The following is a 24,189-nucleotide window of genomic DNA, read 5'->3' on the forward strand; positions in this document are numbered from 1 at the left end:
TTGTCACCCGCGCGCCAAGAGGCGGTCGCCCCAGCAGGGCGACCGCCTCTCGCGATCAGTCACGCGGGCAGGCCACCTGCGAGAGGCGACCGGCCGCTGGGGTCAGGCGCCCGGGGTCGCGTATCCGTTGATGTGCAGGGATACCGCCCGGATCGAGCCGGTGTCGCCACCGGCCACGTCGACCACCTTGTACGTCCACGCCCCGTCCGCGACGAGCGACGCGAAGCCGCTCAACGGGGACGTGGGTCGCCAGGTGCCGGTGAACGGCGCGTTGGCGGAGGTCACCGAGGAGAACGCCGCGGTGGCCGAGTCGGCGAAGACGACCTGGCAGAGGTTGTTGCCGCCGCCGCCGCTGCGGGAGTGCAGGGTGGCCACGGCGCCGTTCGGGGCGGTGAGGGTGCCGACGAGGTCGCCGACGAAGGTGTGGTCCAGGCCGACGGTGGTCGCCCCGGTCGCGGTGCTGCACGTGGCACCGTCGACCGAGAAGGTCACCTTGGACGCGCGGCCCACGCCTGCGACCGGGATGGTCACGCTGGCGCCGAGCGGGTTGTTGTCCGGCACGGCGACCGGCGCCCCGCCGTAGGCGAAGTCCCGGGTGACCGGCGAGGGCCGTCCCACCGGGAAGCTGAACGTCGCCCTGGTCGGGGACGAGGACGCCGCGAAGGTCACCCTGGCGTCGAGCACGACCGGCGTGCCGACCGGGTGGTTCAGCGGGACGGTGACGGTGTAGACCTTGCTCACCGTCTGTCCCTTCGGGACGGTGCCGTAGTTCTGCGAACGCGGCGCGATGGTGACGCCCGCGGTCGGCGAGGTCAGCACTACGCTCGTAGACACGGCATCGGCGTCACCGGTGTTGCGGACCGGGAGGGTCACCGACACGGTGTCGCCCGGGTCGACCAGGTCGCCGCCGTCGGTCGGGGCGATGGTCGGGTTCTGCGCCAGGGCACGGGGTTGCGGGCTGGCGCCGGTGTAGGCGAGCACGCGGTCGGCGAGGATGATCCCGGCACCGGTGCGGCCGTCGAAGCCAGCCGGGCCGAGGTCGATGGCGGTGTTGACCAGCGCCTCGCGCACCTCCGCCGGGGCGATGCCCGGGTTGCCGGACAACACGAGCCCAGCGATCGCGGCCGCGTGCGGGGCGGCGGCCGAGGTGCCGAAGAACGGGTCGAAACCGTCCACACTGGTCAGGACGCCGTCCGCGGCGGTGATGTCGGGCTTGGCGCGCACCTCGCCGCCGGTCGCGCCGACGTTGCCCGGGGTGATCGGTGTGCCGTCGGCCTTGTAGAACACGCGGCGCGGGCCGTCGGAGGAGAACCGTTCCAGCGCCGAGGAAGCGCTGAACGAGCCGGGGAACGGGCCGCGCGGGTTGGCCGGGTCACCCGGTTCCAGGTCGAACGGCAGTGGACCGGCCGCTGGCGCGGCGGCGACGCTGAACGCCTGCTTGGCCGCCGAGTGGCCCACGGTGACACCGGGGGTGTTGAACGCCTTGAGACCATCGGTGGAGTCGGCGAACCGGCCGCGCAGCGCCGAGAGCGACAGGTACCTGTTCTCGCCGTAGAACTTCACGACCGCGAGCCGCAACCCGTTGCCGCCGAAGGTGGGCGTCTGCAGGATCTCGAACGGGTCCTGCTCGCCGTCCTGCACGTCCTGGCTGAAGGTCACGACGTTGCCGGTGCGGTCGAACAGGTACAGGTCGTAGTCGTTGGCGGAGGCGCCGAGCGGGTCGGACCAGTGCAGCGTCACGGGGACCTGCGCGGAAGACGCGTTGGAGATCGGCTGGAACACCTGGGTTGTCGCCGAGGGGTCCCAGTCGTGCGCGGTGCCTGCGAACTTGCCGACGATGCGGCCGGAGTCGCGGAAGTCGCCCTCCCAGTGCCCCGCGGTGCCGTCCGCGGTGTTGCCCTCGTTGCCCGCGGAGGAGAAGTAGAGCGCGCCGTCGGCGGTGACGTCGTTGACCGCCCGCGCGATCAGGCCGTCCTGGAACGGCGACTCGACGAAGTACAGGACGTCGTCGACGATGATGTCGCAGCGCAGTTGTTGGCGCAGGGCGCGGATGTTGTCGGCGAAGCTGGCCTCGCTGTTGAACGCCGAGGCGAAGCCGAGCGCGGCACCGGGGGCGAGGTCGTGCAGGATCTCCAGCATCGCGGTGCCCTCGTCGCCCTCGCCCTCCTGGGTGGGCAGCACGTCGACGGCGGGCAGTTCACCGGCGGCCTGCGACACGGCGAGCGAGTCGACGCCGTCCGACAGCGCGCAGATCTTCACGCCGACACCGGTCACGCCGAACTCGGCGCGGGCGGTGTCGGCGTTGTGCGCGCGATCGCCCTCACTGGTCACCAGCGCCGCCGCGCCGCGCTGCTCGATCGCGGCCTGGACCTGTGCGGCGAGCCGGGATTCCTTCTGCTCCTTGGTCTCGGTCTTGGCCGGAGCGGTCCCGCGCGGCCTGGCCGACGCCGTGATCGCGCCACTGGCCGTCTCGACCTTGCGGACGTCGGCGCGGCCGGAGATGCCGGTCAGCGCGGCGAAGGGGACCTCGGCCCTGATCTCGCCGAGGCCGGTCGACACGGCGCGGATCCCGGCGCCGGACTTGGTCAGCGCCGCCACCAGCTCGTCGCTGACCCGCTCGACGCTGATGTCGACGAGAACGGTGTCGGACGCCGACAGCTTGACCCCGCTCTGCAACCGGGGCGCGGCCGAGACGAGCGAGCGGTCCTTGCGCAGCCGGTTCTCCACGGCGAGCTTGCTGTCCAGTTTGGACTCCGCCTTGGACTGCGTCTGCTTGACCTTCTGCAGCGCCGAGATCTGGCGGGCCGCGTTGTCCTGAGCCGCGGTGAGTTGGTTCGCGGGCAGGGCCTGCCCGGACGCCGGGGTGGTCATCCCGACCACGAGGGCGAGGGCGCAAACCCCCGCCGTCAGACCGGTTGTGGCGCGTGTGGATAACTTCGAGCGATCGGACGAACGCACGGGTCCTCCCCCGCTAGTGCGTGCCCCGACCCACGCCCACCGACGCCGGGAGTACTCCCGGCCAGGTGAACGTATGGTTCACACCAACGAGGTGACATCTACCGTTCGAGTGAAAGTCACCGTCCAAATGTCACGCTCGGTGCCGATTCACTCCCGCCACCCACCCCCTCTTCCCCACCCGCCATCGTCCCCAGCTTGGCGGGACAGGGCCTCACAGCACGAAAGCGTCCGACCAGAACTGTCCGGTCCGGCCGGACAGCGCCTCCAGCAGCGTCGCGGCCTGCCCGTCGGCGAGCGAGGCGGCGAAGTCGATCACGGCCCGGCCGCGGGCGAGCGCCTGCACGGTGCCCTGCCCCTCCGGCCACTCCCCCGTCGCGCCGACCAGGGCCTGCGGGTGTTCGCGGGCCAGCCAGTCGTACTCCACGCGGGCCAGCTCGACCAGGTCGTGCAGCCTGCGCGGCAGCCGGTCGGCCTCGTAGCGGTCGCCGAGCCACTGCTCCAGCGCCTCGACCAGCCTGGTCAGCAACCTGGCCTGGCCGCGCTGGTGCAGCGCGAGGTCCGGGCGCAGCAAGACGAACCGGCGGTGCACGAACTTGAGCACCTGCACCTCGTGCCACTGCCGGGCGCCGAGCAGCACGTGCCCGGAGCGGGTCGGCGGGTCGGCCACCACGTGCACGCCCGCCACGAGCCGCGCGGTCCACCCCGAGGAGAACCGGCCGAACGCCTGCTCGGCGTCGACCGAACCGTCGAAGGGCATGGACAGCAGGTCGTCGACCAGTTCCGCGCGAACCCGCGACACCGCCGCGGCGAACGCGTCGTCGTCGACCACCCAGGAGTCGCGGGCGTGCAACCGCCTGCGCAAGCGCTCCAACGACTGGCCGGGGCGCCGCCCGGAGTCCAACTCGCTCGCGTCGAGCCGGGCGAACTCGGCCCGGTCGGCCTCCCACTGGCCCAGCTCGGCCGACACCGGGGCGTGTTGCAGCACCCCGATGCGGTGGAAGTCCTCCAGGTCGTGGATGGCGTAGGCGATGTCGTCGGCGTTGTCCATCACCGACGCCTCGACGGTCTGCTGCCACGGCGGCACGAGCCCGTCGAACACCGCGCGCGCCTGGAACAGGTCCTCGAGTTCGGTGACGTAGGCGGAGAACTTGCTCGACCCGGTACCGGGCGCGTCCGGCGGCTCGGCGGCACCGCGCGGCGGGTCGGCCAGGTCGCGGGGGTGCGGGTCGGGGTGCGAGAGCCGGGTCCACGGGTACTTCAGCGTCGCGGCCCGCACGGCGGCGGTGAGGTCGAGGCCAGCCGCGGACGGCCCCCTGGTGTCGGTGGTGGTGATGATCCGGAAGCTCTGCGCGTTGCCCTCGAACCCGTCGGGCAGCCCGAAGCGGTGCCGGGCGAGCCGGTCGAGCACCTGCTCACCGAGGTGCCCGAACGGCGGGTGCCCCAGGTCGTGCGCCAACGCCGCGGCCTCCACCACGTCCGGGTCACAGCCACCGAGCCGCTCCAGCAACGGGGCGTGATCGGGGTCGGCGGTCAACCGCTCCGCGATGGCCCGACCGATCTGGGCGACCTTGAGGCTGTGGGTCAACCGGTTGTGCAACAACCCCGACCCACTGGCGCTGACCACCTGCGTGACACCACCGAGCCGCGCGAAGAACGGCGAGGACACGATCCGGTCGCGATCGGCCCGGAACGGGTTGGCGGTGAGGTCCGCACCCCCCTTGCCGTCCCTGCGGTCGACCCGGCGCTCGTGGAGATCCGACATGCCGCGAGCCTAGGTGCAGCCCGGTGGGGGCGGCGCGCGGGATTCCGCGATCCGGGTGCGCGGACGGTAGCCGCCCGTACGAGACGTACTGGGCGGTCAGCGCGGATCGCTCGGCGCCTGTGGTTGTCGGGTGGGCTTGGGGGCCTGCGCTGTTGTGGTGGGGTGGGGCGTGGTAGCGAGAGGGGGTGAGCAGGGTGGATGTGGTGGTGGTCGGTGGCGGTCCGGCGGGGTGGGCGGTCGCGGACGCTTGTGGGCGGGCTGGGTTAAGGACGGTGGTGGTCGCGCCGGGTGGGCGGCGGGTGTGGGCGGCGACGTTCGGGGTGTGGGCCGACCAGGTGCCGCTCGACCGGTACCGGGGTGTGCCGGCCACGCGGGTGTTGGCGGCCGGGCACGAGATCGCGCGGGAGTACCTGGTGCTGGACAACGCGGCGGTGTGCGCGGAGCTGTGGCGCGGGCCCGCCGCCGCGGTGGACGACGAGGTGGTCGGCGCGGAGTTCGGGCGGCGGGGCGCGACGGTGGTCCTCGGGTCCGGGCGGCGGGTGGCGTGCGCGGTGGTCGTCGACGCGAGCGGCGCCCGGCGGGTGGTGTCGGGCGGGCCCGCCACGGGAGTCCGCGTGGAGCAAACGGCCTACGGGGTCGTGGTTCCTTCGGCCGCCGCTGAGGAGATTGTCCGATCGGGTGACGCGGTGCTGATGGACTGGGGCAGGCCGCCGACCTTCCTCTACGCCGTCGGGGTGTCGACCGACCGGGTACTGCTTGAGGAGACCTCCCTGGCCGCCCGGCCCGGCATGAGCTGGGACGTGTTGCGGCGCCGATTGTCCGAACGGCTGGGGTATGAACCGGAAGCGCTTGCGGTGGAGCGGGTGCGGTTCCCGGTAGATCTACCGCCGACGCCGCCCTGGCATCGGGGTTCGGTGCCCTTTGGCGCGGCGGCGGGGATGGTGCACCCGGCCACCGGTTACAGCGTCGGCGACGCGCTCGCGTTGGCCCCAGTGGTGGCGGACGCGATCACGGCAGCGATGGCGCGGGGTCCAGCGGCAGCAGCAGCGGCGGGACGGGCCGCGGTGTGGTCACCCCAGGCTCGCGCCGTGCACGCGATGCGGTCGCACGGTCTAAGAGCGTTGCTGGGACTCCCACCGGGCATGTTGTCGGAGTTCTTCGGCGCCTTCTTCGCCCTGTCCCCCAGGCTGCAGCGCGCCTACCTCAGCGGACGCGAGGACGTGGCGGGGACCGCCGCCGCGATGGCCGCGGTGTTCGGGGCGACCCCGTGGGGAATTCGCCGGAAGCTGCTGCTATCGCGCGATTACCCACCGGGATGACCGTGGCCCGGCGCGGTGTGGTGCTTCCGGGCACAGCTGGATGAACAGATGGTGACTAACCATCATCTCCGCGCGGGCACCGGGCACGATGCCAGGGTGACCGTCGCACCGGACGTCAGCTTCGCGTTCCAGCCGTTGCTCAGCACCCGTACCGGTGAGGCCATAGCCGTGGAGGCCATGGCCCGACCGCGCACCGGCGACATCTACGACCTGCTCCGCGCCGCCGGGAAGGCGGGCAGGCTGGTGCAGACCGACATCTCGCTGGCCAGCCGCGCCGTGCTCGCCTCGTCGCGCCAGGACCCACCGCTGCCACTGCACGTCAACGTCGTGGCCGCCACCGCGACCGCGCCGGAGGAACTGCTGCGGTTCCTGCGCCCCGCGCTCAACCAGACCGGCCGCAAACCCCGCGACATCGTGCTGGAGATCACCCCGCCGTTCAGCCGGGTGCACCGCGCCGAGCTGATCCGCGGCCTCGACGTGTTGCGCGAGGCGGGGTGCGGGATCGCCTTCGACGCCATCGGCGACGGCGACCTCCCGCTGTCGCTGCTCGCCGACGTCGGCCCCGACCTGATCAAACTGGACGCGCACCTGATCTCCGGCCTGCCGGAGGACCCGGCGTGCCTTGCCGTGGTCGAGTGCCTGGCGCAGTACTGCACCCGCACCGGCACCCGGCTGGCCGCGGTCGGCGTCGAGTCCGAGGAACAGCTGCTGTGCCTCAACCGGCTCGGCGTGCGGCTCGCGCAGGGCAACCTGCTCGCGGGCGCCAGCCAGGAGGGCGGGATCGCGCTGCCGCTGCCCCGGCCGGTCGCCGAGATCATCGAGCTCAACGCCACCACCGGCGCCGCCCCGGTGCCGCTGGTGTCGGACTACCTGCGGCCCGCGACCACGATGGCGCAGGACGCCAGCGCCGAGGAGGTCCGCGACACCTTCGCCGCCAACCCGACCATCAGCGGCGTGGTGCTCGTCGACCCGGAGGGCAGGCCGGTGAGCACGTTGCCGCGCAGCCGGTTCCTGCTCGCCGTCACCGGCCCGTACGGGCACGCGCTCAACGCCAAGAAACCCGCGGTGCGCCACGGCGACATCCCCCGCACCATCCGCGCGGACGCCGGGAGCCTGCAACTGCTCGACCTGGTCGGCGACACCGACTGGGACCGGCACGGCGACGAGGTCGTGGTGGTCGACGCGGAGCGGGTGTGCGTCGGGGTGGCGCGCATCTCGGAGGTCGTGCGCGGGGTGGCGGAGGCCAAGATCGAGCAGGCCGCCGCGCTGAACCCGTTGACCCGCCTGCCCGGCAGCGACACCGTCGACCGCGACATCGACCGCCGCATCCACGCCGCCGAGATGTTCGTGGTGGCCTGGCTGGACGTGGACTCGTTCAAGCAGGTCAACGACACGGTCGGCTTCGCGGCAGGCGACGACCTGATCCGCCACATCGGCCGCTGCCTCGCCGACGCCGAGCGCGACCTGCCCGGCACCCGAGTCGCCCACGTCGGCGGCGACGACTTCCTGGTGGTCACCGACCTCGAGGAGATCAGCGCCCTCGCCGCCCGCCTGGTCGACCGCCAGTGGGTCACCGAGGGCATGGCGGTCAGCGTCTCCCTGGCCACCCTGGTGTGCGGCGTCGGCTCGGTCCGCTCCTACCGCGAGGCATCCCGCCTGCTGGCACCCCTCAAGAAGCGGGCCAAGTCCGTCCCCGGCTCCAGCTGGATCCTCGGCCGCCCCGGCAGCGACCACGTCGAGGTCCTGCGCGGCTCCCGCCCGGCCCACGCCCGCGTCAGCTGACGTTCGCCCTGGCACAGCGGACAAGCACGGAGGGAGGCCGCTGATGAGTGGCGAATGGGTGTTCACCACCTGTGTCTTGGCGGTGATCGCGCTCGTCATCCTGTGGTCGATCATCTCGGGACTGCGGGAGCGGGCCAGGAGGGCCAGGTTGCCCGCGTGGCGTCGTGAGCTGGAGGACCTGTGGGACCAGCGCCAGCGCGAGCTGTGACCGGCCCGCGCGCCGGGGTACGGGAAGGCGCCGGGGTATAAGAACGCGTTGGGGAGCCATCACCGGGGGCCTGGTTCGGCGTGTGCCGTGGTGGGGATCGGCAGGGTGGTGTCCCCTTTCGGCCGTTGACGTAGTTCGGTCTCGTCGGATTTGGGTGGGTTGGGTACGTTCGGGGGATGGCGGCTGTTCCCCCGGTGCTGGGCCGGGCCTCGGTGATCGCCCGCTGTCGGGGTGGGTTGGCCGACGGGGGTGGGGTGCTGCTGCACGGGCCAGCGGGGATCGGCAAGTCGCTGTTGGTCGAGGTGTTGGTGGCGGGCGCCGGGGCGGAGGTCGTGCTGCGGACCGGTCCGGCCGCGGTGGACCGGGAGTTGCCGCACGTCGCGCTGTACGACCTGTTCGCGAAGGTGCTGGCGTCGGTCGAGTTGCCCGCGCACCTTCGGGCCGCCCTGGACACCGCCCTGCTGCGGGCCGCGCCGCTGCACCCGGTCGACCCGCTCGCGTTGCGGTTGGCGGTGGTCGACCTGCTGCGGGGCCTCGCCGAGCGGCAGGCGGTGCTGCTGGTCATCGACGACGCGCAGTGGCTGGACCCGGCCAGCGCCGAGGTGCTGGCGTTCGCGGCGCGCAGGCTCACCGAGCACCAGGTGCGGGTGCTGGTCGCCGAGCGGACCGACGGGGCGCCGACCACGACCGACCTGGCGCCTGCGCCGGTGGTCGAGGTGGAGCTGACCGGGATCGACGCGGGGTCGGTCGCCGAGTTGTTGCGGACCCGGTTGGTGCGGCCGCTGTCGTCGGCGACGGTCAGCCGGGTGGTCGCGGCCAGCGGCGGGAACCCGTTCTACGCGCTCGAACTGGGCCGCGCGCTGGCCAGGCACGGCGGCTCGGTCGGCGCGGACGAACCGCTGCCGGTGCCGGGCAAGCTGCGCGAACTGGTGGGCGACCGGCTCGCACCGCTGCCGGAGGGAGCGTGGGACGTGCTCAGGTTGGTCACCGTCGCGGTCCGGCCGGGGCTCGACCTGCTGCCGCTGGGCGACCCGGGGCTCGACGCCGCCATGGCCGCCGGGGTGCTGGTCGCCGACGAGGACGGGGCGCTGCGGTTCAGCCACGCGCTGGTGGCCGAGGTGGTGGCCGCCGAGGCGACCGCCGCGCAGTGGACCGCCGCGCACGCCAGGATGGCCGCGCTGGTGACCGACCCGATCGAACGCGCCCGCCACCGCGCGCTGGCCACCCCGCGACCGGACGGCTCGATCGCCGCGGAACTGGTCGAGGCGGCCCGGCTCGCGACCGCCCGGGGTGCCCCGGCGACCGCGGCCGACCTGCTGCGACTCGCCGCGCACCGCACCCCCGCCCCGGTGCAGCGCGCGGAACGCCTGCTCGGTGCCGCCCGCGCCGCCGCGGAGGCGGGGTTGACCGCTGCCGCCGCCGAGCTGTGCCGGGCCGTCGCCAGGATCGCGACCGGTCCGACCAGGGCGTGGGCGCGGCTGCTGCTGTTCGACCTGGCCGGTCGGGACATGGTGGCGTTCTCCGGTCTGCTCGACGAGGTCGCCGCCGACGGGGGTGACGACCCGGCACTGCGGTGCGCCCTGGTGTTGCGCCGCGCGGAACTCGCCGCCCACATAGGACGGACGGCGGAGGCGCTAGCGCACCTCGACAACGCCGACGCGCTTGCCGTCCGCGCCGACGACCCGACGCTGGTGATCCGGTCGCTGATCATGCGCATCCCGTTCGCCGCCGCGTCCGGTCCGGACACCGAGACCGACCTGTTCCGCCGGTTGGCAAGGCACACCGCGGGTCTGCCGCTGTCGGAGCCCGTGGTCTTCGCCCGCGTCTACCTCGCGGTGATCACCCTGCGCCGCGGCGAGACGGCCAAGGCGGTCGAGATGCTGGAGCGGCTGCGCCACGAGACCGAGGCGGCTGGCCGCATCCGCGACCTCATCGCCGTGCTGTACTCGCTGACCTCGGCCTACGAACGCGCGGGCCGCTGCGCCGACGCCCGCCGCGCCGCGCTGTGGGGCGCCCGCTTGCGCGTCGACGTCGACCAGCACCCCGGGATCGGGCTCACCCTGCGCGCCCTCGCCGAGCTGAACACCGGCAGCCTCGACGAGGCGGGCACCCTGCTGGCGCAGGCGGCGGAGGCCGACGAGCAGGCCAGGGACGGCGAGTGGGCGGCGTACGCCAGCGGGTTGCGCGCCAGGGTCGCGGTGCTGCGCGGGGAACACCGCGCCGCCGCCCGGCTGTTCGCCACCTGCCTGGCGACCCTGCGCGAGGTCGGCTACACCGATCCGGCGATGTTCCTGGTGGACGCCGATCTTGTGGAATCCCTTGCGTGGGCGGGGCAATCGGACCAGGCCGAAGCCGCCCTGCGGGACGCCAGGTCCAGAGTGGACGCCCAAGGCAGGCCGGTGGTGACCCTCGGCCTGACCCGCGCCGCCGCCGTCATCGCCGCCACCGCGGGCGACCCCCGAGGCGCCGCCGACACCCTCCGCGCCGCCCTGCCGCCGACCCACCCGTACCCGATGGAACTGGCCAGGGCCTGGTACACCCTCGGCACCCTGGAACGCCGCGCCCGCCGCAAAGCCGCCGCCCGCGAGGCCCTCGCCGAGTCCCTCCGCCGCTACGCCACCGCTGGCTGCACCCCCTGGGTCGACCGGGTGGAGTCCGAGCTGTCCAAACTGGACACCCAGGACACCCCGCTGTCCGACCTGGAGACCCAGATCGTCACCCACCTGCGCCTAGGCCACAGCAACCGCCAGATAGCCACCGCCCTACACCTGTCGGTGAAAGCGGTCGAGGCCAACCTCACCCGCATCTACCGCAAACTGGGCATCCGCAACCGCGCCGAACTCTCCACATAACGAAGTGGCCGCCCCCCACGCGCGCCGCCGCCCCCATTCAAGATCAAACTGAGCCGAGCCGATCGAGACCGGGCAACGTTGGCCCCACCCCGCCCCCAAGCAACGTTGGCCAACCACCCGCCTCTTGCTCGAAAACCGCGCCCAGGCCAATGCCGCAGGCGAGAACAAGAGCCGGAAAGGCCCCTCCCCGGTGGGGGGACACACACCGAGGAGGGGGGTCAACGGTCAGCCAAGCGTCACGTCATCCAGCAAGAAGTTGGTCGCCAGATAAGCATCCTCCACTCCAGAGAACCGGATGGTCACCGTTTGGCCGCGGTAGGCGGAGAGGTCTACCGCGCGCTGCACATAGGTGGTGCCTGCGTTGGCGTTTGAGTAGGTGACGGCAGTGGTGCCGTTGACCTGGACCCGCAGAACGTCGTACGCCGTGGTGCCGGTTTCCTGGGTGGTGACCTTCAGCCAGAAGCGCAGCGCGGGCGCACCGGTGCTGGGGACCCTGACCTGTTGGCTGATGGCCTCGCTGGCGGCGCGGCCGTTGCCCAGGAGCCAGGCGTAGTACGAACCACTGCGCGGGGTTTGCTGGGTGCTGTTGGTGACGACCGCGGTCTCGCTCCAGCCCGTCTGGCCGGACTCGAAGCCGCCGTTGGTGATGGCGTTGCCCGTGGGGGGAACCGTGGTGGTCGTGGTCGGGCCGGTGGGGCTGGTCGTGGTGGTCGTGGTGGGGCGGGTGGTGGTCGTCCCGGGTGCGGGGAGAGCGGTGCCGACGCTGACCGCGGCCCAGGCGACGCTGACCAGGTAGCGCTCCTGGCTGTTGGTGCCGTACAGGTCGGCGGCGGCCTGCAGGGTCGCGGTGCGCGCCCCGGCGTAGTTGGTCGTCGACGTCATGTACGTGCTCAGCGCCCGGTAGAACACCGCTGCGGCCTTGTCCCGGCCGATGCCCGCGAAGGTGGTGCTGTTGCAGGTGCCGCCGCTGTGCGCGAGGCCGCCGATGGTCTTGTTGCCGGTGCCCTCGGAGGCCAGGTAGAACCACCGGTTGCCGATGCCGGACGAGTAGTGCACGTCGACCTGACCGGCGGTGGAACGCCAGCAGCCCAACGAGTTCCCGTCCGCGGCCGGGTTGTCCATGCGCCGGAAGTAGCCGCTGGGCATGCGCAGCTTCTCGCCGATGTAGTAGTCGGCCGGGTCGTTCGGGTTGGCGGCCGAGAACTCGACCATGGTGCCGAAGATGTCGCTCGCGGACTCGTTGAGACCGCCCGACTCCCCGGAGTAGTTGAGGTTCGCGGTGGCCGCGGTGACGCCGTGGGTCATCTCGTGGCCGACGACGTCGATCTGGGTCAGCGGCGTGTTCTGGTTGGTGGAGCTGCCGTCGCCGAAGACCATGCAGAAGCAGCTGTCGTCATAGAAGGCGTTGAGCAGGCCCGATCCGATGTGGACGTACATCGTGTGGCCCTGGCCGTTGTTGCGGATGCCGTTGCGGCCGTAGGCGTTCTTGTAGAAGTCCCAGGTCTTGGCCAGGCCGTAGTAGGCGTCCACGGCGATGGTCTGCCGGTTGCTCAGCTGACCGGTGCCCCACACGTTGTCGGCGTCGGTGAACGTGGTCGCCCGCGCCGCCGGGTTGGTCTCGGAGCCGCCGTTGCCGTCGAGGACGCGGGTGTTGCCCCGGGTCGTGTCGGTGAGCGTGTAGCCGCCGGACGCGCTGCTGGTGCTGATGTCCACGGTGCCGACGTGGTAGCCGTTGCCGGTGGCCTTGTGCCGCTTCTCGTAGCGGTCTAGTAGCACGCCACTGGCGGCGTCGGTCACGACGACCTCGGCGCCGCCACCCTCCACAGTGGTCCGGTAGGCCAGGATCGGCTTGCGGTTGACGGCGTAGACGACCAGCTCCGGCTTCGCCGCGCCATCCTTGTTCTCGGCGGTCAACGCGGGCGCCAGCGCCGCGGCCTTCGTGGACGCGATGGTGGGCGTGACCGACGGGACCGTGATGGTCTCGCTGCTCGCGCGGTCGACGGCGGTGATCCGGCCGTCGGACGCGCGGTGCACCACCAGGTCGCCCCCGACGACCGGCAGCTTGTCGTAGGTGCGGTCGTAGCGGACGTGGCGGGCGCCGTTGTTGTCGACGACCACGTCCTTGACGACCAGCTTCTCCTTGGCGCCCAACCCGAGGTCCTTCGCGGCCGCGGTGGCCTCGGCACCGGCGCGGTCGAGTTCGGTGGCGCGCTGCTGCGGGCTCAGCGCCCTGGCGCCGGGGGCGGACTGGTCCTGCGCGGCACCGGCCTGGGAAGCGGTCACCGCGATGACCGTCGCACCCAGCGCGGTCGCCGCGGCCACAGCCGCGGCGACCAGCGCCTTGCGACCCTTGCGTGACATGTCGTCTCCTCCACCGGCCCGTGAGGACGGAGGAGCCCACTGTCCACGGTGGAGTGGACGGGTGGGCTTGCGGACCGGTGGGCGAAAGCTAGGTGTCAGTTCCGCGTGAATGAATACATGGATTGCCCCGCAAGGGGTCGGCAAGGGGTGCGCAAGGGGGCGTCGCGATCACTCCACGGTGACGCTTTTGGCCAGGTTGCGCGGTTTGTCGATGTCGCGGCCCAGCGCCGACGCGGTGTGGTAGGCCAGCAGCTGCAGCGGGATGGTGAGCAGGATCGGGTCCAGCTCCGGCTCGCCGCGCGGCACCCGGATGACCTCGTCGGCCAGCCCGTCGGGCAGGTCGGCGTTGGTGATCACGATGACCGGGCCGCCGCGCGCCTTGACCTGCTCGATGGTGCCGATGTTCTTGGCCACCAGGTCGTCGGCCGGGACGATGACCACGCTGGGCATGTCCGCGTCGACCAGCGCCAGCGGGCCGTGCTTGAGCTCGGCGGCCTGGTACGCCTCGGCGTGGATGTAGGAGATCTCCTTGAGCTTCTGCGCGCCCTCGCGGGCCACCGGCCAGCCGCTGACCCGGCCGAGGAAGAACATGTGCCGCGCGTGGGCGTACCGCTTGGCGATCCTGGCGATCTCGGCGTCGTCGGCGAGCACGCGCTCGACCTGACCGGGCAGCGCGCGCAGGCCGGTCACGATCCGTGCCCCCGCGGCCGCGCTCAGGTCCCGGACCCGGCCGAGCAGCAGGGCGAGCATGGCGAAGGAGACGGTCATGTTCGTCAGCGCCTTGGTGGAGGCGACCGACACCTCCGGTCCGGCGTGCAGGAACACGCCGCTGCCGCACTCGCGGGCGATGGCGCTGCCCACGACGTTGACCGCGCCGATCACCCGGCCGCCCTTGCGCCGCAGCTCCTGCACCGCGGCCAGGGTGTCGATGGTCTCGCCGGACTGGCTCACCGCGACGTAGAGCGCGTCCGGGTCGACCACCGGGTTGCGGTAGCGGAACTCCGACGCGGGCTCGGCGTCGGCGGGGATCCTGGCCAGCTCCTCGACCAGCGCGGCGCCCATCTGGCCCGCGTAGTAGGCCGAGCCGCAGCCGAGGAACTTGACCCGCTTGACCGCGCGCAGCGCCATCGGGTCCAGGCCGAGGCCGCCGAGGTGCGCGGTGGCGAACCGCTCGTCGAGCCTGCCGCGCAGCGCCCTGGCGATGGCCTCGGGCTGCTCGGCCATCTCCTTGCGCATGAAGTCGGTGTGCCCGCCCAGCTCGTAGTCGTCGGCGGCGTGCTCGACGGTGGTGGGCGTCTTGCTGGTCCGCCGCGCCTCCACAGTGGACGTGCGGAACCCCTCGGCGGTCACCGTGGCCAGCTCGCCGTCGTCGAGGAAGACGACCTGCTGGGTGTGGTGCACCAGCGCGGCCACGTCGGAGGCGATGAACATCTCGCCGTCGCCGATGCCCAGCACGATGGGGCTGCCGTTGCGGGCGACCACCAGCTCCCCCGGCCGGGAGCGGTCGAGCACGACCAGCCCGTAGGTGCCCTCGACGCCGCGCAGCGCGGCGCGGACGGCGTCCTCCAGGGTCGCGGCGTCCTCGCGGGCGACCAGGTGGGCCAGCACCTCGGTGTCGGTCTCGGACACGAACACCACGCCGTCGGCGGTGAGCTGGGCGCGCAGCTGCTCGGCGTTCTCGATGATCCCGTTGTGCACCACGGCCACCCGTCCGGTGGCGTCGAGGTGCGGGTGGGCGTTGCGGTCCGACGGCTCACCGTGCGTCGCCCAGCGGGTGTGCGCGATGCCCACGGTGGCGGGGTTGTCGGCGAGCTTGTCCCGCAGGTCCCGCACCCGGCCCGCGGTCTTGGTGACGACGATGTCACCGTCGCGCACCACCGCGACCCCGGCCGAGTCGTACCCCCGGTACTCCAGCCGGTGCAACCCCTCCACCAGCACGGGCGTCGCCGGACGCACCCCCAGGTAGCCGACGATTCCACACATAGCTTCGCTCCCTAGCCGTAGATGATCCGCCGCAGCTGCCGTTCGCTCAGCGCGGGCGCCGCGACCGGGCGCGCGGCCAGCTCCCCGGCCACCCGCGCCCAGATCTCGGCGTTGCGCAGCCGCGCGCGCCGCAGCTCGGTGTGCCTGCGCCGCACGTACTGCTCGACCGGTTCGCCGAAGTAGGCCATGACGTCGGCGACGACCCTGGCCGCGATCCCCGGCGGGAGACCGGTGGTCCCCGTGACGTACCGGACGAGGTCGGCGGGTGGTTCGGTCACGCACGACCCTGGCACTGTTTCGACCGCCGAGGCAACTCCGGTGCCCGATATCGGGTCAGCCGAGGGACTCGCGCAGCTGCCGGAACTCGGCGGCGAGGTCGGGCAGCTGGTAGTGCGCGTTGAGGCCGCTCGGGTTGGGCAGCACCCACACCCGCACCGACTCGAACAGCTCCGCCTGCGCCCCGATGACCGCCTTGGGCGCCGCGAACGCCACCCGGTAGGCGGTGATGCCGACCACCGCGACGACCCGCGGCTCGTGCTCGGCCACGAGGCGGCGCAGCCGGTCGCCACCCCGGGTCAGCTCGTCGTCGGACAGCTCGTCGGCGCGCGCGGTGGCCCTGGCGACGAGGTTGGTGACACCGAGGCCGTAGTCGGTCAGCAGCTCCTGCTCACCGGGGTCGAGCAGCCGCGGGGTGAACCCGGACAGGTGCAGGGCAGGCCAGAACCGGTTGCCCGGCCGGGCGAAGTGACGGCCGGTGGCGCCGGAGTACAGGCTGGGGTTGATCCCGCAGAACAGCACCGCGAGACCGGCACCGATCACATCGGGCACGGTCCGGTCCCTGGCCGCCGCGAGCTCGGCACGAGTAGGTCGAGGCACGCACCCATGGGAGCAGAAGTCGATCACCCCCGCCACCGACGAACGTCGATGTGCCCCGCCGACACCCCCACTCCCACCGACCGGACCCGTTGCCCACCAGCCGATTCCCGGCTGTGGCCCGAGCACACGGACTCACCACGGGTTGTGACAACACCACAAGAACCCCGCCCAGTCCTGTGGATAACCCACCACCCGGCCATCGTGTCCGATGTGGACGCTAACCGCCCGTTACTCGTTCAGTGGCGACCACGCGCTGCTCGGACTTGACGGAGAATGCCCTGGTTCCCGTGAGTCGGTCCGGACAGCGACGCGAAACGGCCCGCCTTCATCGCGGAAGGCGGGCCGTTCGGGACGAGCGGGTCAGACGGTGAAGCCGAGGGCTCGGAGTGGCGGCAGCGAGGTTGGCGTGGGCCGGGGCCTGACGGGGGTCGATGCTGACCGGCGCGGGTGCGCCGGTGGCCTTCTACCCGATCATGCGCGGGCGTCCCGGGCGGCCGAGCGGGCCTGCCGGACGAAGGGGCGATCGAGCGGCTGAGCGCTGATCACGCGTACGCCCGCGTCGTGGGGCTCCACGAGTTGGAGCGCCTGGTGGGAGAACCCGGACCAGCGTCAAGCCGTCGCCGACGCGATCCGCGCGTGTGTCCGCGTGCCGCTCCAGGACCCGCGGGATCCGCTCCGCAGCGCAAGGCATCTTCGCCCGCCACCCCGACCGCGCGCCCGAGGGCCGGTGCCGGACGAGGACCTGCCGTGGGTTCACGCGAAACGGCCCGCCTTCATCGCGGAAGGCGGGCCGTTCGGGACGAGCGGGTCAGACGGTGAAGCCGAGGGCTCGGAGTGGCGGCAGCGAGGTTGGCGTGGGCCGGGGCGCCTGGCGGGAGGCCGATGCTGACCAGCGCGGGTGCCTACCCGACCATGCGCGGGCGTCCCGAGCGGCGGAACGGACCGACTGGGCGATCGAGCGGCTGAGCCGCTGATCACGCGTACGCCCGCGTCGTGGGGCTCCACGAGTCGGAGTGCCTGGAGCGGGAGAACCCGGATCGGCGTCAAGCCGTCGCCGATGCGATCCGCGCGTGTCTCCGCGCGCCGCTCCAAGACCCGCGGGATCCGCTCCGCGGCGCAGGGCGTGCTCGCCTGCCACCTCCGATCCGCGCCCGCGGGCCTGTGGACGAGGACCTACCGTGGGTTCACGCGAAACGGCCCGCCTTCATCGCGGAAGGCGGGCCGTTCGGGACGAGCGGGTCAGACGGTGAAGCCGAGGGCTCGGAGTTGTTCGCGGCCGTCGTCGGTGATCTTCTCGGGGCCCCAGGGGGGCATCCAGACCCAGTTGATGCGGAAGTCGTCGACCAGGCCGCCGCTGGTGAGGGCGGTGCGGGTCTGGTCCTCGATGACGTCGGTCAGCGGGCAGGCGGCCGAGGTGAGGGTCATGTCGATGGTGGCGGTGTTGTCCGGCTCGACGCGGATGTCGTAGACCAGGCCGAGGTCGACCACGTTGATGCCGAGTTCCGGGTCCACGACGTCGCGCATGGCCTCTTCGAGGTCGTCGAGCGAGGCCAGGTCGGCGCGGGGGGCCTGGGTGGGCATCCCGGCGGCGCCGCGCTCGACGTCCGGCTCAGCGGCGGGTACAGCCACCGCCTCCGACACGGCGGCGGTGCCGTGTTCGATCCCGGGTTCCGTCATGCCGGTCCTCCTTCACCGCGGGCGCGGGTGACCGCGTCCTTGAACGCCATCCAGCCGAGCAGGGCGCACTTCACCCTGGCGGGGTACTTCGCGACACCGGCGAACGCGATGCCGTCCTCCAGCACGTCCTCGTCCGGCTCGACCTTGCCGCGGCCGTGCATCAGCTCGTGGAACGCGTCGAACTTGACCATGGCCTCGGCCAGCGGTCGACCCACCACCAGATCCGTCAGCACCGACGTCGACGCCTGGCTGATGGAGCAGCCCTGCCCGTCGTAGGACACGTCGGCCACGACCCCGTCGTCGAGCCTGACCCGCAGCGTCACCTCGTCCCCGCAGGTCGGGTTGACCTGGAAGGACTCGGTGTCGAACGGGTCGCGCAGGCCGCGGCCGTGCGGGTTCTTGTAGTGGTCCAGGATGATCTCCTGGTACATCTGCTGCAGCTGCATCAGGCCACCCCGAAGAAGCGGCGCGTCTCCCGCACCCCGGCCAGGAACGTGTCCACGTCCCGCAGGTCGTTGTAGAGGTAGAAGCTGGCCCGCACCGAGGCCGGGACACCCAGCCGCCGGTGCAGCGGCCACGCGCAGTGGTGCCCGACGCGCACGGCGACGCCCTGGTCGTCGAGAACCTGGCCGACGTCGTGCGGGTGGATGCCGTCGACGACGAAGGACACCGCTGCACCGCGCGCGTGCCCGTCGACCGGGCCGATGACCCGGATGCCCGGGATCTCGGCGAGGCCGTCGAGCGCGGCGACGGTCAGCAGGTGCTCGTGCGCGGCGACCCGGTCCATGCCGACCGCGGACAGGTAGTCCACGGCCGCGCCGAGCGCCACCGCCTGCGAGGTCATCGGCGTGCCCGCCTCGAACCGCTGCGGCGGCGGGGCGAAGGTGGACCGCGCCATCTCCACCATCTCGATCATCGACCCGCCGGTGAGGAACGGCGGCATGGCCGCGAGCAGCTCCCCGCGGCCGTAGAGCACGCCGAGCCCGTACGGGCCGAGCATCTTGTGCGCGGAGAACACCGCGAAGTCCACGCCGAGCGCGTGGAAGTCGACCACCGAGTGCGGCACCGACTGGCACGCGTCGAGCACGACGAGCGCGCCCACCTCGTGCGCCCGCGCCACCAGCGGCTCGACCGGGTTGACGGTGCCCAGCACGTTGGACTGGTGGGTGAACGCCAGCACCTTCGTGCGCGCGTTCACCACCTCGTCCAGGGTGGACAGGTCGAGCCTGCCGTCGTCGGTCACACCCAGCCAGCGCAGGGTCGCCCCGGTGCGCTGGGCCAGCTGCTGCCACGGCACCAGGTTCGCGTGGTGCTCCATCTCGGTGGTGACGATCTCGTCGCCGGGGCCGAGGGCGAAACGGGCCGCCTCCGGTCCGGCGGTGGACGCGTTGCCCATGGCGTACGCGACCAGGTTGATGCCCTCGGTGGCGTTCTTGGTGAACACCACCTCGCCCGGCGTCGCGCCGATGAACGCCGCGATGCGGGCGCGCGCCGACTCGTAGGCGTCGGTGGCCTCCTCGGCGAGCTGGTGCGCGCCGCGGTGCACGGCGGCGTTGTGCTCGGTGAGGAAGGCGCGTTCGGCCTCGATCACCTGCGACGGCCGCTGCGCGGTGGCCCCGGAGTCCAGGTACACCAGCGGTTTGCCGTCGCGGACGGTGCGGCCGAGGATGGGGAAGTCGGCGCGCAGGGCGTCGACGTCCAGTGGTGCGGTCACTGCGGTCACCTGACCGGTACCCCCTTCTTGCTCAGACCCGTACCCGGTGCAACGCGCTCAGACGCCCGCGGCTTCCTGGCTGCCGGTGTACTTCACGTAACCCTCGGCCTCCAGCACGTTCGCCAGCTCCGACCCGCCGGACTCGACGATGCGGCCGCCCGCGAAGACGTGCACGAAGTCGGGGGTGATGTGGCGCAGGATGCGGGTGTAGTGCGTGATCAGCAGGACGCCGGTCTCGCCGGACGCCTTGAACCGGTTCACCCCGTCGGACACCACGCGCAGCGCGTCGACGTCGAGGCCGGAGTCGGTCTCGTCGAGGATGGCGATCTTCGGGCTGAGCAGGGCGAGCTGCAGGATCTCGTGCCGCTTCTTCTCGCCGCCGGAGAAGCCCTCGTTGACGCTGCGCTCGGCGAAGGCCGGGTCGATCTCCAGCTCGGACATCGCCGCCTTCACCTCCTTGACCCAGGTGCGCAGCTTCGGCGCCTCGCCGCGCACGGCGGTGGCCGCGGTGCGCAGGAAGTTCGACATCGACACACCGGGAACCTCGACCGGGTACTGCATGGCGAGGAACAGTCCGGCGCGGGCCCGCTCGTCCACGCTCATCGCGAGCACGTCGTCGCCGTCGAGGGTCACCGAACCGGAGGTCACCTCGTACTTGGGGTGCCCGGCCACGGCGTAGGACAGGGTGGACTTGCCGGACCCGTTGGGGCCCATGATCGCGTGCGTCTCGCCTGCCCGGACGGTCAGGTCGACGCCCTTGAGGATCTCCTTGGCGCCGTCGTCGGTCGCGACCGAGACGTGCAGGTCCTTGATCTCCAGGGTGGCCATGGTGGTTCTTCTTCTCCTGTGCGGAAAGGGTCAGTCAGTTCGGGGGGTGGTTCACGGCGCGGGTGACGTCGACGAGCACGTCGTCACCGGTGATGGTCACCGCGTACACGTCGACCGGTTCGGTGGCCGGTGGCGCGGAGGGGGCGCCGGTGCGCAGGTCGAAGCACGACCCGTGCAGCCAGCACTCCAGGCCCTTGCGGGACAGCTCGCCCTCCGACAGCGCCACCGAGGCGTGCGAGCACTCGTCGCGCAGCGCGTGGACCTCGTCGCCGCGGCGCACCAGCACCACGGCGACGTCGTCGACCTCGACGGCGAACGGCTTGTCGTCGTCCAGATCGGACAGCGCACAAGCCCGTGTCACGTGCCTACGGCTTCCAGTTCGGCCTCGATGGCCGCCTCGAGGCGCTCGCGCACCTCGGGGACCTGGATCTTCATCAGCAGCTCGTGGAAGAAGCCGCGCACCACCAGACGGCGGGCCTGGTCCTCGGGGATCCCGCGGGCCTGCAAGTAGAACAGCTGCTCGTCGTCGAAGCGGCCCGTGGCGCTGGCGTGACCGGCACCGGCGATCTCGCCGGTCTCGATCTCCAGGTTCGGCACCGAGTCGGCGCGGGCACCGTCGGTCAGCAGCAGGTTCCGGTTCAGCTCGTAGGTCTGCGTGCCCTCGGCCGCCGCGCGGATCAGCACATCACCGATCCACACGGTGTGCGCGGCCCTGTCGCCTTCCCCAACGCCTTGCAGCGCGCCCTTGTAGACCACGTTCGAGGTGCAGTTGGCCTGCGAGTGGTCGACGAAGGTGCGGTGCTCGAAGTGCTGCCCCGCGTCGGCGAAGTAGAGCCCGTTGAGCTCGACCTCACCGCCCTTGTCGGCGAACGCCGCGGTCGGGGACACCCGGACCAGGTCGCCGCCGAGGGTGACCACCGTGTGCCGCAACAGCGCGTCACGGCCGATGCTGGCGTGCTGCGCCGAGACGTGCACCGCGTCGTCCGCCCAGTCCTGGATGGACACCACGGTCAGCTTCGCGCCGTCGGCCAGCACGAACTCCACGTTGTCGGCGTACACGCCGGACCCGCGGTGGTCGAGCACGACGACGGCCTCGGCGAACTGCTCGGCGCGCACCTGCAGGTGCCCGTAGGCGACCTGCCCCGCGCCCGGCCCGGTCACGGTGACCAGGACCGGCGCGGACGCCTTGGTCTCCTTGGCCACCGTGAGCAGCGTGGCCGCGGTGAACGAGCTGTACGCCTGGGCCGCGACCCGGTCGGCGGGCACGCCCGCCGCGCCGAGCCGGGAATCCCCGCGCTCCACGGTCTCCACCGTGACCTCGGCGGGCGCGTCGACCTCGACGGTCGCCGAGCCGGTCGCCTCGACCCCGGTGTGCAGACCGGCGAGCCGCTTCATCGGGGTGAAGCGCCAGATCTCCTCGCGCCCCGACGGCACCTCGAACGCGTTCACGTCGAACGAGGTGAACCACTCCGCACGGGACGACTCGGGCACCACAGCCCCGTGCGAGTGGGACTTCTTACCGTGCTTGTCTTCAAGGACGGCCGCGGACTGTGCCGACGACATTTAGCCGACCGCCCCTTCCATCTGGAGTTCAATGAGACGGTTGAGTTCGAGCGCGTACTCCATGGGCAGCTCGCGCGCGATGGGCTCGACGAACCCGCGCACGATCATGGCCATCGCCTCGTCCTCGGTCAGGCCGCGCGACATCAGGTAGAACAGCTGGTCGTCGCTGACCTTGGAGACCGTCGCCTCGTGCCCCATCGCCACGTCGTCCTCGCGGACGTCGACGTAGGGGTAGGTGTCGGACCGGCTGATCTGGTCGACCAGCAGCGCGTCGCACTTCACCGTGGACTTCGAGTGGTGCGCGCGCTTGTTGACCTGCACGAGACCGCGGTAGGACGTGCGACCGCCGCCGCGCGCCACCGACTTGGAGATGATCGTCGAGGAGGTGTGCGGTGCCATGTGGACCATCTTGGCGCCCGCGTCCTGGTGCTGGCCCTCGCCTGCGAAGGCGATGGAGAGCACCTCGCCCTTGGCGTGCTCGCCCATCAGGAACACCGCGGGGTACTTCATGGTCACCTTGGAGCCGATGTTGCCGTCGACCCACTCCATGGTCGCGCCCGCCTCGGCCTTGGCCCGCTTGGTGACCAGGTTGTAGACGTTGTTCGACCAGTTCTGGATGGTGGTGTAGCGGCAGCGCGCGCCCTTCTTGACCACGATCTCCACGACCGCCGAGTGCAGCGAGTCCGAGGAGTAGATCGGGGCGGTGCAGCCCTCGACGTAGTGCACGTAGGCGTCTTCGTCGACGATGATCAGGGTGCGCTCGAACTGGCCCATGTTCTCGGTGTTGATCCGGAAGTAGGCTTGCAGCGGGATCTCGACGTGCACGCCCTTGGGGACGTAGATGAACGAGCCACCCGACCACACGGCGCCGTTGAGCGCGGAGAACTTGTTGTCCCCGTGCGGGATCACCGAGCCGTAGTACTCCTCGAACAGCTCCGGGTGCTCCTTGAGCGCGGTGTCGGTGTCGAGGAAGATGACACCCTGCTTCTCGAGCTCCTCGTTGATCTTGTGGTAGACCACTTCGGACTCGTACTGCGCGGCGACACCGGAGACCAGGCGGGCCTTCTCGGCCTCGGGGATGCCCAGCTTGTCGTAGGTGTTCTTGATGTCCTCCGGCAGGTCCTCCCAGGACTGGGCCTGCTTCTCGGTGGAGCGCACGAAGTACTTGATGTTGTCGAAGTCGATGCCGGACAGGTCGGCGCCCCAGCTGGGCATGGGCTTGCGGTCGAACAGGCGCAGCGCCTTGAGCCGGGACTCGAGCATCCACTCCGGCTCGCTCTTCTTGGCCGAGATGTCCCGGACCACGGCCTCCGACAAGCCGCGCTGGGCAACCGCGCCCGCGCTGTCGGAGTCGGCCCAGCCGTACTCGTACCGCCCGAGCGTCGCCAGGGTCTCGTCCTGGGTGAGCGGCTGGGGTGTGGTGGTGCGCTGCTGCGCAGCGGCAGTCATGGGACTTCCCTCCATCCGGGATCTGTCGAGCTGTGGTGCTGTGGTGCTGTGGTGCTGTCGTGCCCGCGGCCGGGAGCGCTACGGGACCGTCTGGTGCGGGACGTGCGTGGTGCACGCCGCGTCGCCCCTGGCGATGGTGGCCAACCGCTGCACGTGGGTGCCGAGCAGGTCGGCGAACGCCGCCGTCTCGACCTCGCACAGCTGGGGGAACTCGGCCGCGACGTGCGCGACCGGGCAGTGGTGCTGGCACAACTGCTCCCCGGCCCCGACGCTGCGCGTCGAGGCGGCGTAGCCCTCCCTGGTCAGCGCCGCGGCCAGGGCCTTGGCGCGACCAGCCGGGTCCTCCGGCGCGGTCACGTCGTCGCGGTGCCGGTCGACCAGGGTGGCCACCCGGCGCGCGGCGAACGCGCGGACCGCCTGCTCCCCGCCGGTCTCGGCGAGGAAGCGCAGCGCGGAGATCGCGAGGTCGTCGTAGGCGTGCCCGAACCGCGACCGACCGGCCTCGGTGAGCAGGAACAGCCTCGCCGGTCGTCCACGGCCCCTGGTCCCCAGGCGGGGCGCGTCACGGGTGTACGCCTCCCCGTCGGCGACCAGTGCGTCCAGATGCCTGCGGACGGCGGTCGGGCTCAGTCCCAACGCCTCGGCGATCGCGACCGCCGTGACCGGCCCCTGCTCCAGCAGCAGCCTGGCCACGCCCTCGCGGGTGCGACCCTCGGCCTGCTGCCCGGCCGCTGCGGGGGCGTCGGCCTCCGCAGCGGTCCGCGGAGCGGGAGCGGTCTTTTTCACAACACAAGTGTGTCTTATTTCCCGACCGGTGGCAAAGGTGGGGGTCGGCGGGGGTGTCGCGGGTCACAAGC

The 24,189-nt window shown here is 71.9% G+C and carries 18 protein-coding genes; 4 read left to right on the forward strand and 14 right to left on the reverse strand.

Annotated features, from left to right (window positions below; genetic code table 11):
* Positions 1-102: 102 nt before the first annotated feature.
* Both CLV68_RS18495 and CLV68_RS18500 read right to left on the reverse strand, forming a co-directional pair.
* Complete coding sequence (locus tag CLV68_RS18495; protein ID WP_121392076.1) at positions 103-2,871, reverse strand: S8 family serine peptidase; 2,769 nt, start codon at positions 2,869-2,871, stop codon at positions 103-105.
* A gap of 298 nt (positions 2,872-3,169) precedes the next feature.
* The gene (locus CLV68_RS18500) at positions 3,170-4,720 is read right to left on the reverse strand and encodes a deoxyguanosinetriphosphate triphosphohydrolase family protein (RefSeq protein WP_121392077.1); all 1,551 of its coding nucleotides are present in this window, start codon (positions 4,718-4,720) and stop codon (positions 3,170-3,172) included.
* A gap of 185 nt (positions 4,721-4,905) precedes the next feature.
* Between CLV68_RS18500 and CLV68_RS18505 the strand changes: the two genes are divergently transcribed.
* The 4 genes from CLV68_RS18505 (at position 4,906) to CLV68_RS18515 (ending at position 10,881) form a co-directional block, all read left to right on the forward strand.
* The gene (locus tag CLV68_RS18505) at positions 4,906-6,039 is read left to right on the forward strand and encodes a lycopene cyclase family protein (protein WP_342772785.1); all 1,134 of its coding nucleotides are present in this window, start codon (positions 4,906-4,908) and stop codon (positions 6,037-6,039) included.
* A 96-nt stretch (positions 6,040-6,135) separates the two neighbouring features.
* Positions 6,136-7,821 carry a bifunctional diguanylate cyclase/phosphodiesterase gene (locus tag CLV68_RS18510; protein WP_121392388.1) on the forward strand — a complete coding sequence of 562 codons (1,686 nt, stop codon included), beginning with the start codon at positions 6,136-6,138 and terminating at the stop codon, positions 7,819-7,821.
* A 43-nt stretch (positions 7,822-7,864) separates the two neighbouring features.
* Entirely contained in the window at positions 7,865-8,029 is a 165-nt protein-coding gene (locus CLV68_RS34025) for a hypothetical protein (RefSeq protein ID WP_170224436.1), read from the forward strand.
* Between the two features lie 176 nt (positions 8,030-8,205).
* Positions 8,206-10,881, forward strand: a complete 2,676-nt coding sequence (locus tag CLV68_RS18515; RefSeq protein ID WP_121392078.1) for a helix-turn-helix transcriptional regulator — start codon at positions 8,206-8,208, stop codon at positions 10,879-10,881.
* Positions 10,882-11,106: 225 nt separating this feature from the next.
* Here the strand turns inward: CLV68_RS18515 and CLV68_RS18520 are convergent, their stop codons facing one another.
* From CLV68_RS18520 to CLV68_RS18575, 12 genes are all read right to left on the reverse strand, one after another.
* Positions 11,107-13,242 (reverse strand): M4 family metallopeptidase, encoded by a 2,136-nt coding sequence (locus CLV68_RS18520; protein WP_121392079.1) that lies wholly within the window; start codon positions 13,240-13,242, stop codon positions 11,107-11,109.
* A gap of 168 nt (positions 13,243-13,410) precedes the next feature.
* Positions 13,411-15,225: a glutamine--fructose-6-phosphate transaminase (isomerizing) gene (gene glmS, locus CLV68_RS18525; RefSeq protein WP_121392080.1), complete on the reverse strand. Its 1,815-nt coding sequence runs from the start codon at positions 15,223-15,225 to the stop codon at positions 13,411-13,413.
* Between the two features lie 11 nt (positions 15,226-15,236).
* A complete protein-coding gene (locus CLV68_RS18530) occupies positions 15,237-15,503 on the reverse strand; it encodes a hypothetical protein (RefSeq protein ID WP_092780267.1) in 267 nt (88 codons plus the stop codon).
* A 55-nt stretch (positions 15,504-15,558) separates the two neighbouring features.
* Positions 15,559-16,101 (reverse strand): G/U mismatch-specific DNA glycosylase, encoded by a 543-nt coding sequence (mug, locus tag CLV68_RS18535; protein WP_246009956.1) that lies wholly within the window; start codon positions 16,099-16,101, stop codon positions 15,559-15,561.
* 1,239 nt (positions 16,102-17,340) lie between these two features.
* Complete coding sequence (locus tag CLV68_RS18540; protein ID WP_170224470.1) at positions 17,341-17,682, reverse strand: metal-sulfur cluster assembly factor; 342 nt, start codon at positions 17,680-17,682, stop codon at positions 17,341-17,343.
* Between the two features lie 92 nt (positions 17,683-17,774).
* Positions 17,775-18,224, reverse strand: a complete 450-nt coding sequence (gene sufU / locus CLV68_RS18545) for a Fe-S cluster assembly sulfur transfer protein SufU (RefSeq protein ID WP_121392082.1) — start codon at positions 18,222-18,224, stop codon at positions 17,775-17,777.
* A complete protein-coding gene (locus tag CLV68_RS18550) occupies positions 18,224-19,501 on the reverse strand; it encodes a cysteine desulfurase (protein ID WP_121392083.1) in 1,278 nt (425 codons plus the stop codon). The genes sufU and CLV68_RS18550 overlap by 1 nt, the downstream gene beginning before the upstream one ends.
* Positions 19,502-19,549: 48 nt before the next feature.
* Positions 19,550-20,320, reverse strand: a complete 771-nt coding sequence (gene sufC, locus CLV68_RS18555) for a Fe-S cluster assembly ATPase SufC (RefSeq protein ID WP_092780273.1) — start codon at positions 20,318-20,320, stop codon at positions 19,550-19,552.
* 34 nt (positions 20,321-20,354) lie between these two features.
* Positions 20,355-20,681, reverse strand: coding sequence for a non-heme iron oxygenase ferredoxin subunit (locus tag CLV68_RS18560; RefSeq protein ID WP_121392084.1), 327 nt, complete (start codon positions 20,679-20,681; stop codon positions 20,355-20,357).
* Positions 20,678-21,883 (reverse strand): Fe-S cluster assembly protein SufD, encoded by a 1,206-nt coding sequence (sufD, locus tag CLV68_RS18565; protein ID WP_211346621.1) that lies wholly within the window; start codon positions 21,881-21,883, stop codon positions 20,678-20,680. Before sufD ends, CLV68_RS18560 begins: the two co-directional genes overlap by 4 nt.
* Positions 21,884-23,332 carry a Fe-S cluster assembly protein SufB gene (sufB, locus tag CLV68_RS18570; RefSeq protein ID WP_121392085.1) on the reverse strand — a complete coding sequence of 483 codons (1,449 nt, stop codon included), beginning with the start codon at positions 23,330-23,332 and terminating at the stop codon, positions 21,884-21,886.
* Positions 23,333-23,410: 78 nt separating this feature from the next.
* Positions 23,411-24,118, reverse strand: a complete 708-nt coding sequence (locus CLV68_RS18575; RefSeq protein ID WP_121392086.1) for a helix-turn-helix transcriptional regulator — start codon at positions 24,116-24,118, stop codon at positions 23,411-23,413.
* Positions 24,119-24,189 lie beyond the last annotated feature (71 nt).

This window comes from Actinokineospora cianjurensis (assembly GCF_003663795.1).
In the GTDB taxonomy this organism is placed as follows: Bacteria; Actinomycetota; Actinomycetes; order Mycobacteriales; family Pseudonocardiaceae; genus Actinokineospora; species Actinokineospora terrae.

Bases quoted from the DNA above. Each gene is read 5' to 3' on its own strand.
- CLV68_RS18500 (WP_121392077.1), bottom strand. From the start codon at position 4,720: ATGTCGGATCTCCACGAGCGCCGGGTCGACCGCAGGGACGGCAAGGGG.
- CLV68_RS34025 (WP_170224436.1), top strand. From the start codon at position 7,865: ATGAGTGGCGAATGGGTGTTCACCACCTGTGTCTTGGCGGTGATCGCG.
- CLV68_RS18540 (WP_170224470.1), bottom strand. From the start codon at position 17,682: ATGCCCACCCAGGCCCCCCGCGCCGACCTGGCCTCGCTCGACGACCTC.
- sufU (WP_121392082.1), bottom strand. From the start codon at position 18,224: ATGCAGCTGCAGCAGATGTACCAGGAGATCATCCTGGACCACTACAAG.
- sufB (WP_121392085.1), bottom strand. From the start codon at position 23,332: ATGACTGCCGCTGCGCAGCAGCGCACCACCACACCCCAGCCGCTCACC.
- sufD (WP_211346621.1), bottom strand. From the start codon at position 21,883: ATGTCGTCGGCACAGTCCGCGGCCGTCCTTGAAGACAAGCACGGTAAG.
- CLV68_RS18520 (WP_121392079.1), bottom strand. From the start codon at position 13,242: ATGTCACGCAAGGGTCGCAAGGCGCTGGTCGCCGCGGCTGTGGCCGCG.
- glmS (WP_121392080.1), bottom strand. From the start codon at position 15,225: ATGTGTGGAATCGTCGGCTACCTGGGGGTGCGTCCGGCGACGCCCGTG.
- CLV68_RS18495 (WP_121392076.1), bottom strand. From the start codon at position 2,871: ATGACCACCCCGGCGTCCGGGCAGGCCCTGCCCGCGAACCAACTCACC.
- sufC (WP_092780273.1), bottom strand. From the start codon at position 20,320: ATGGCCACCCTGGAGATCAAGGACCTGCACGTCTCGGTCGCGACCGAC.
- CLV68_RS18515 (WP_121392078.1), top strand. From the start codon at position 8,206: ATGGCGGCTGTTCCCCCGGTGCTGGGCCGGGCCTCGGTGATCGCCCGC.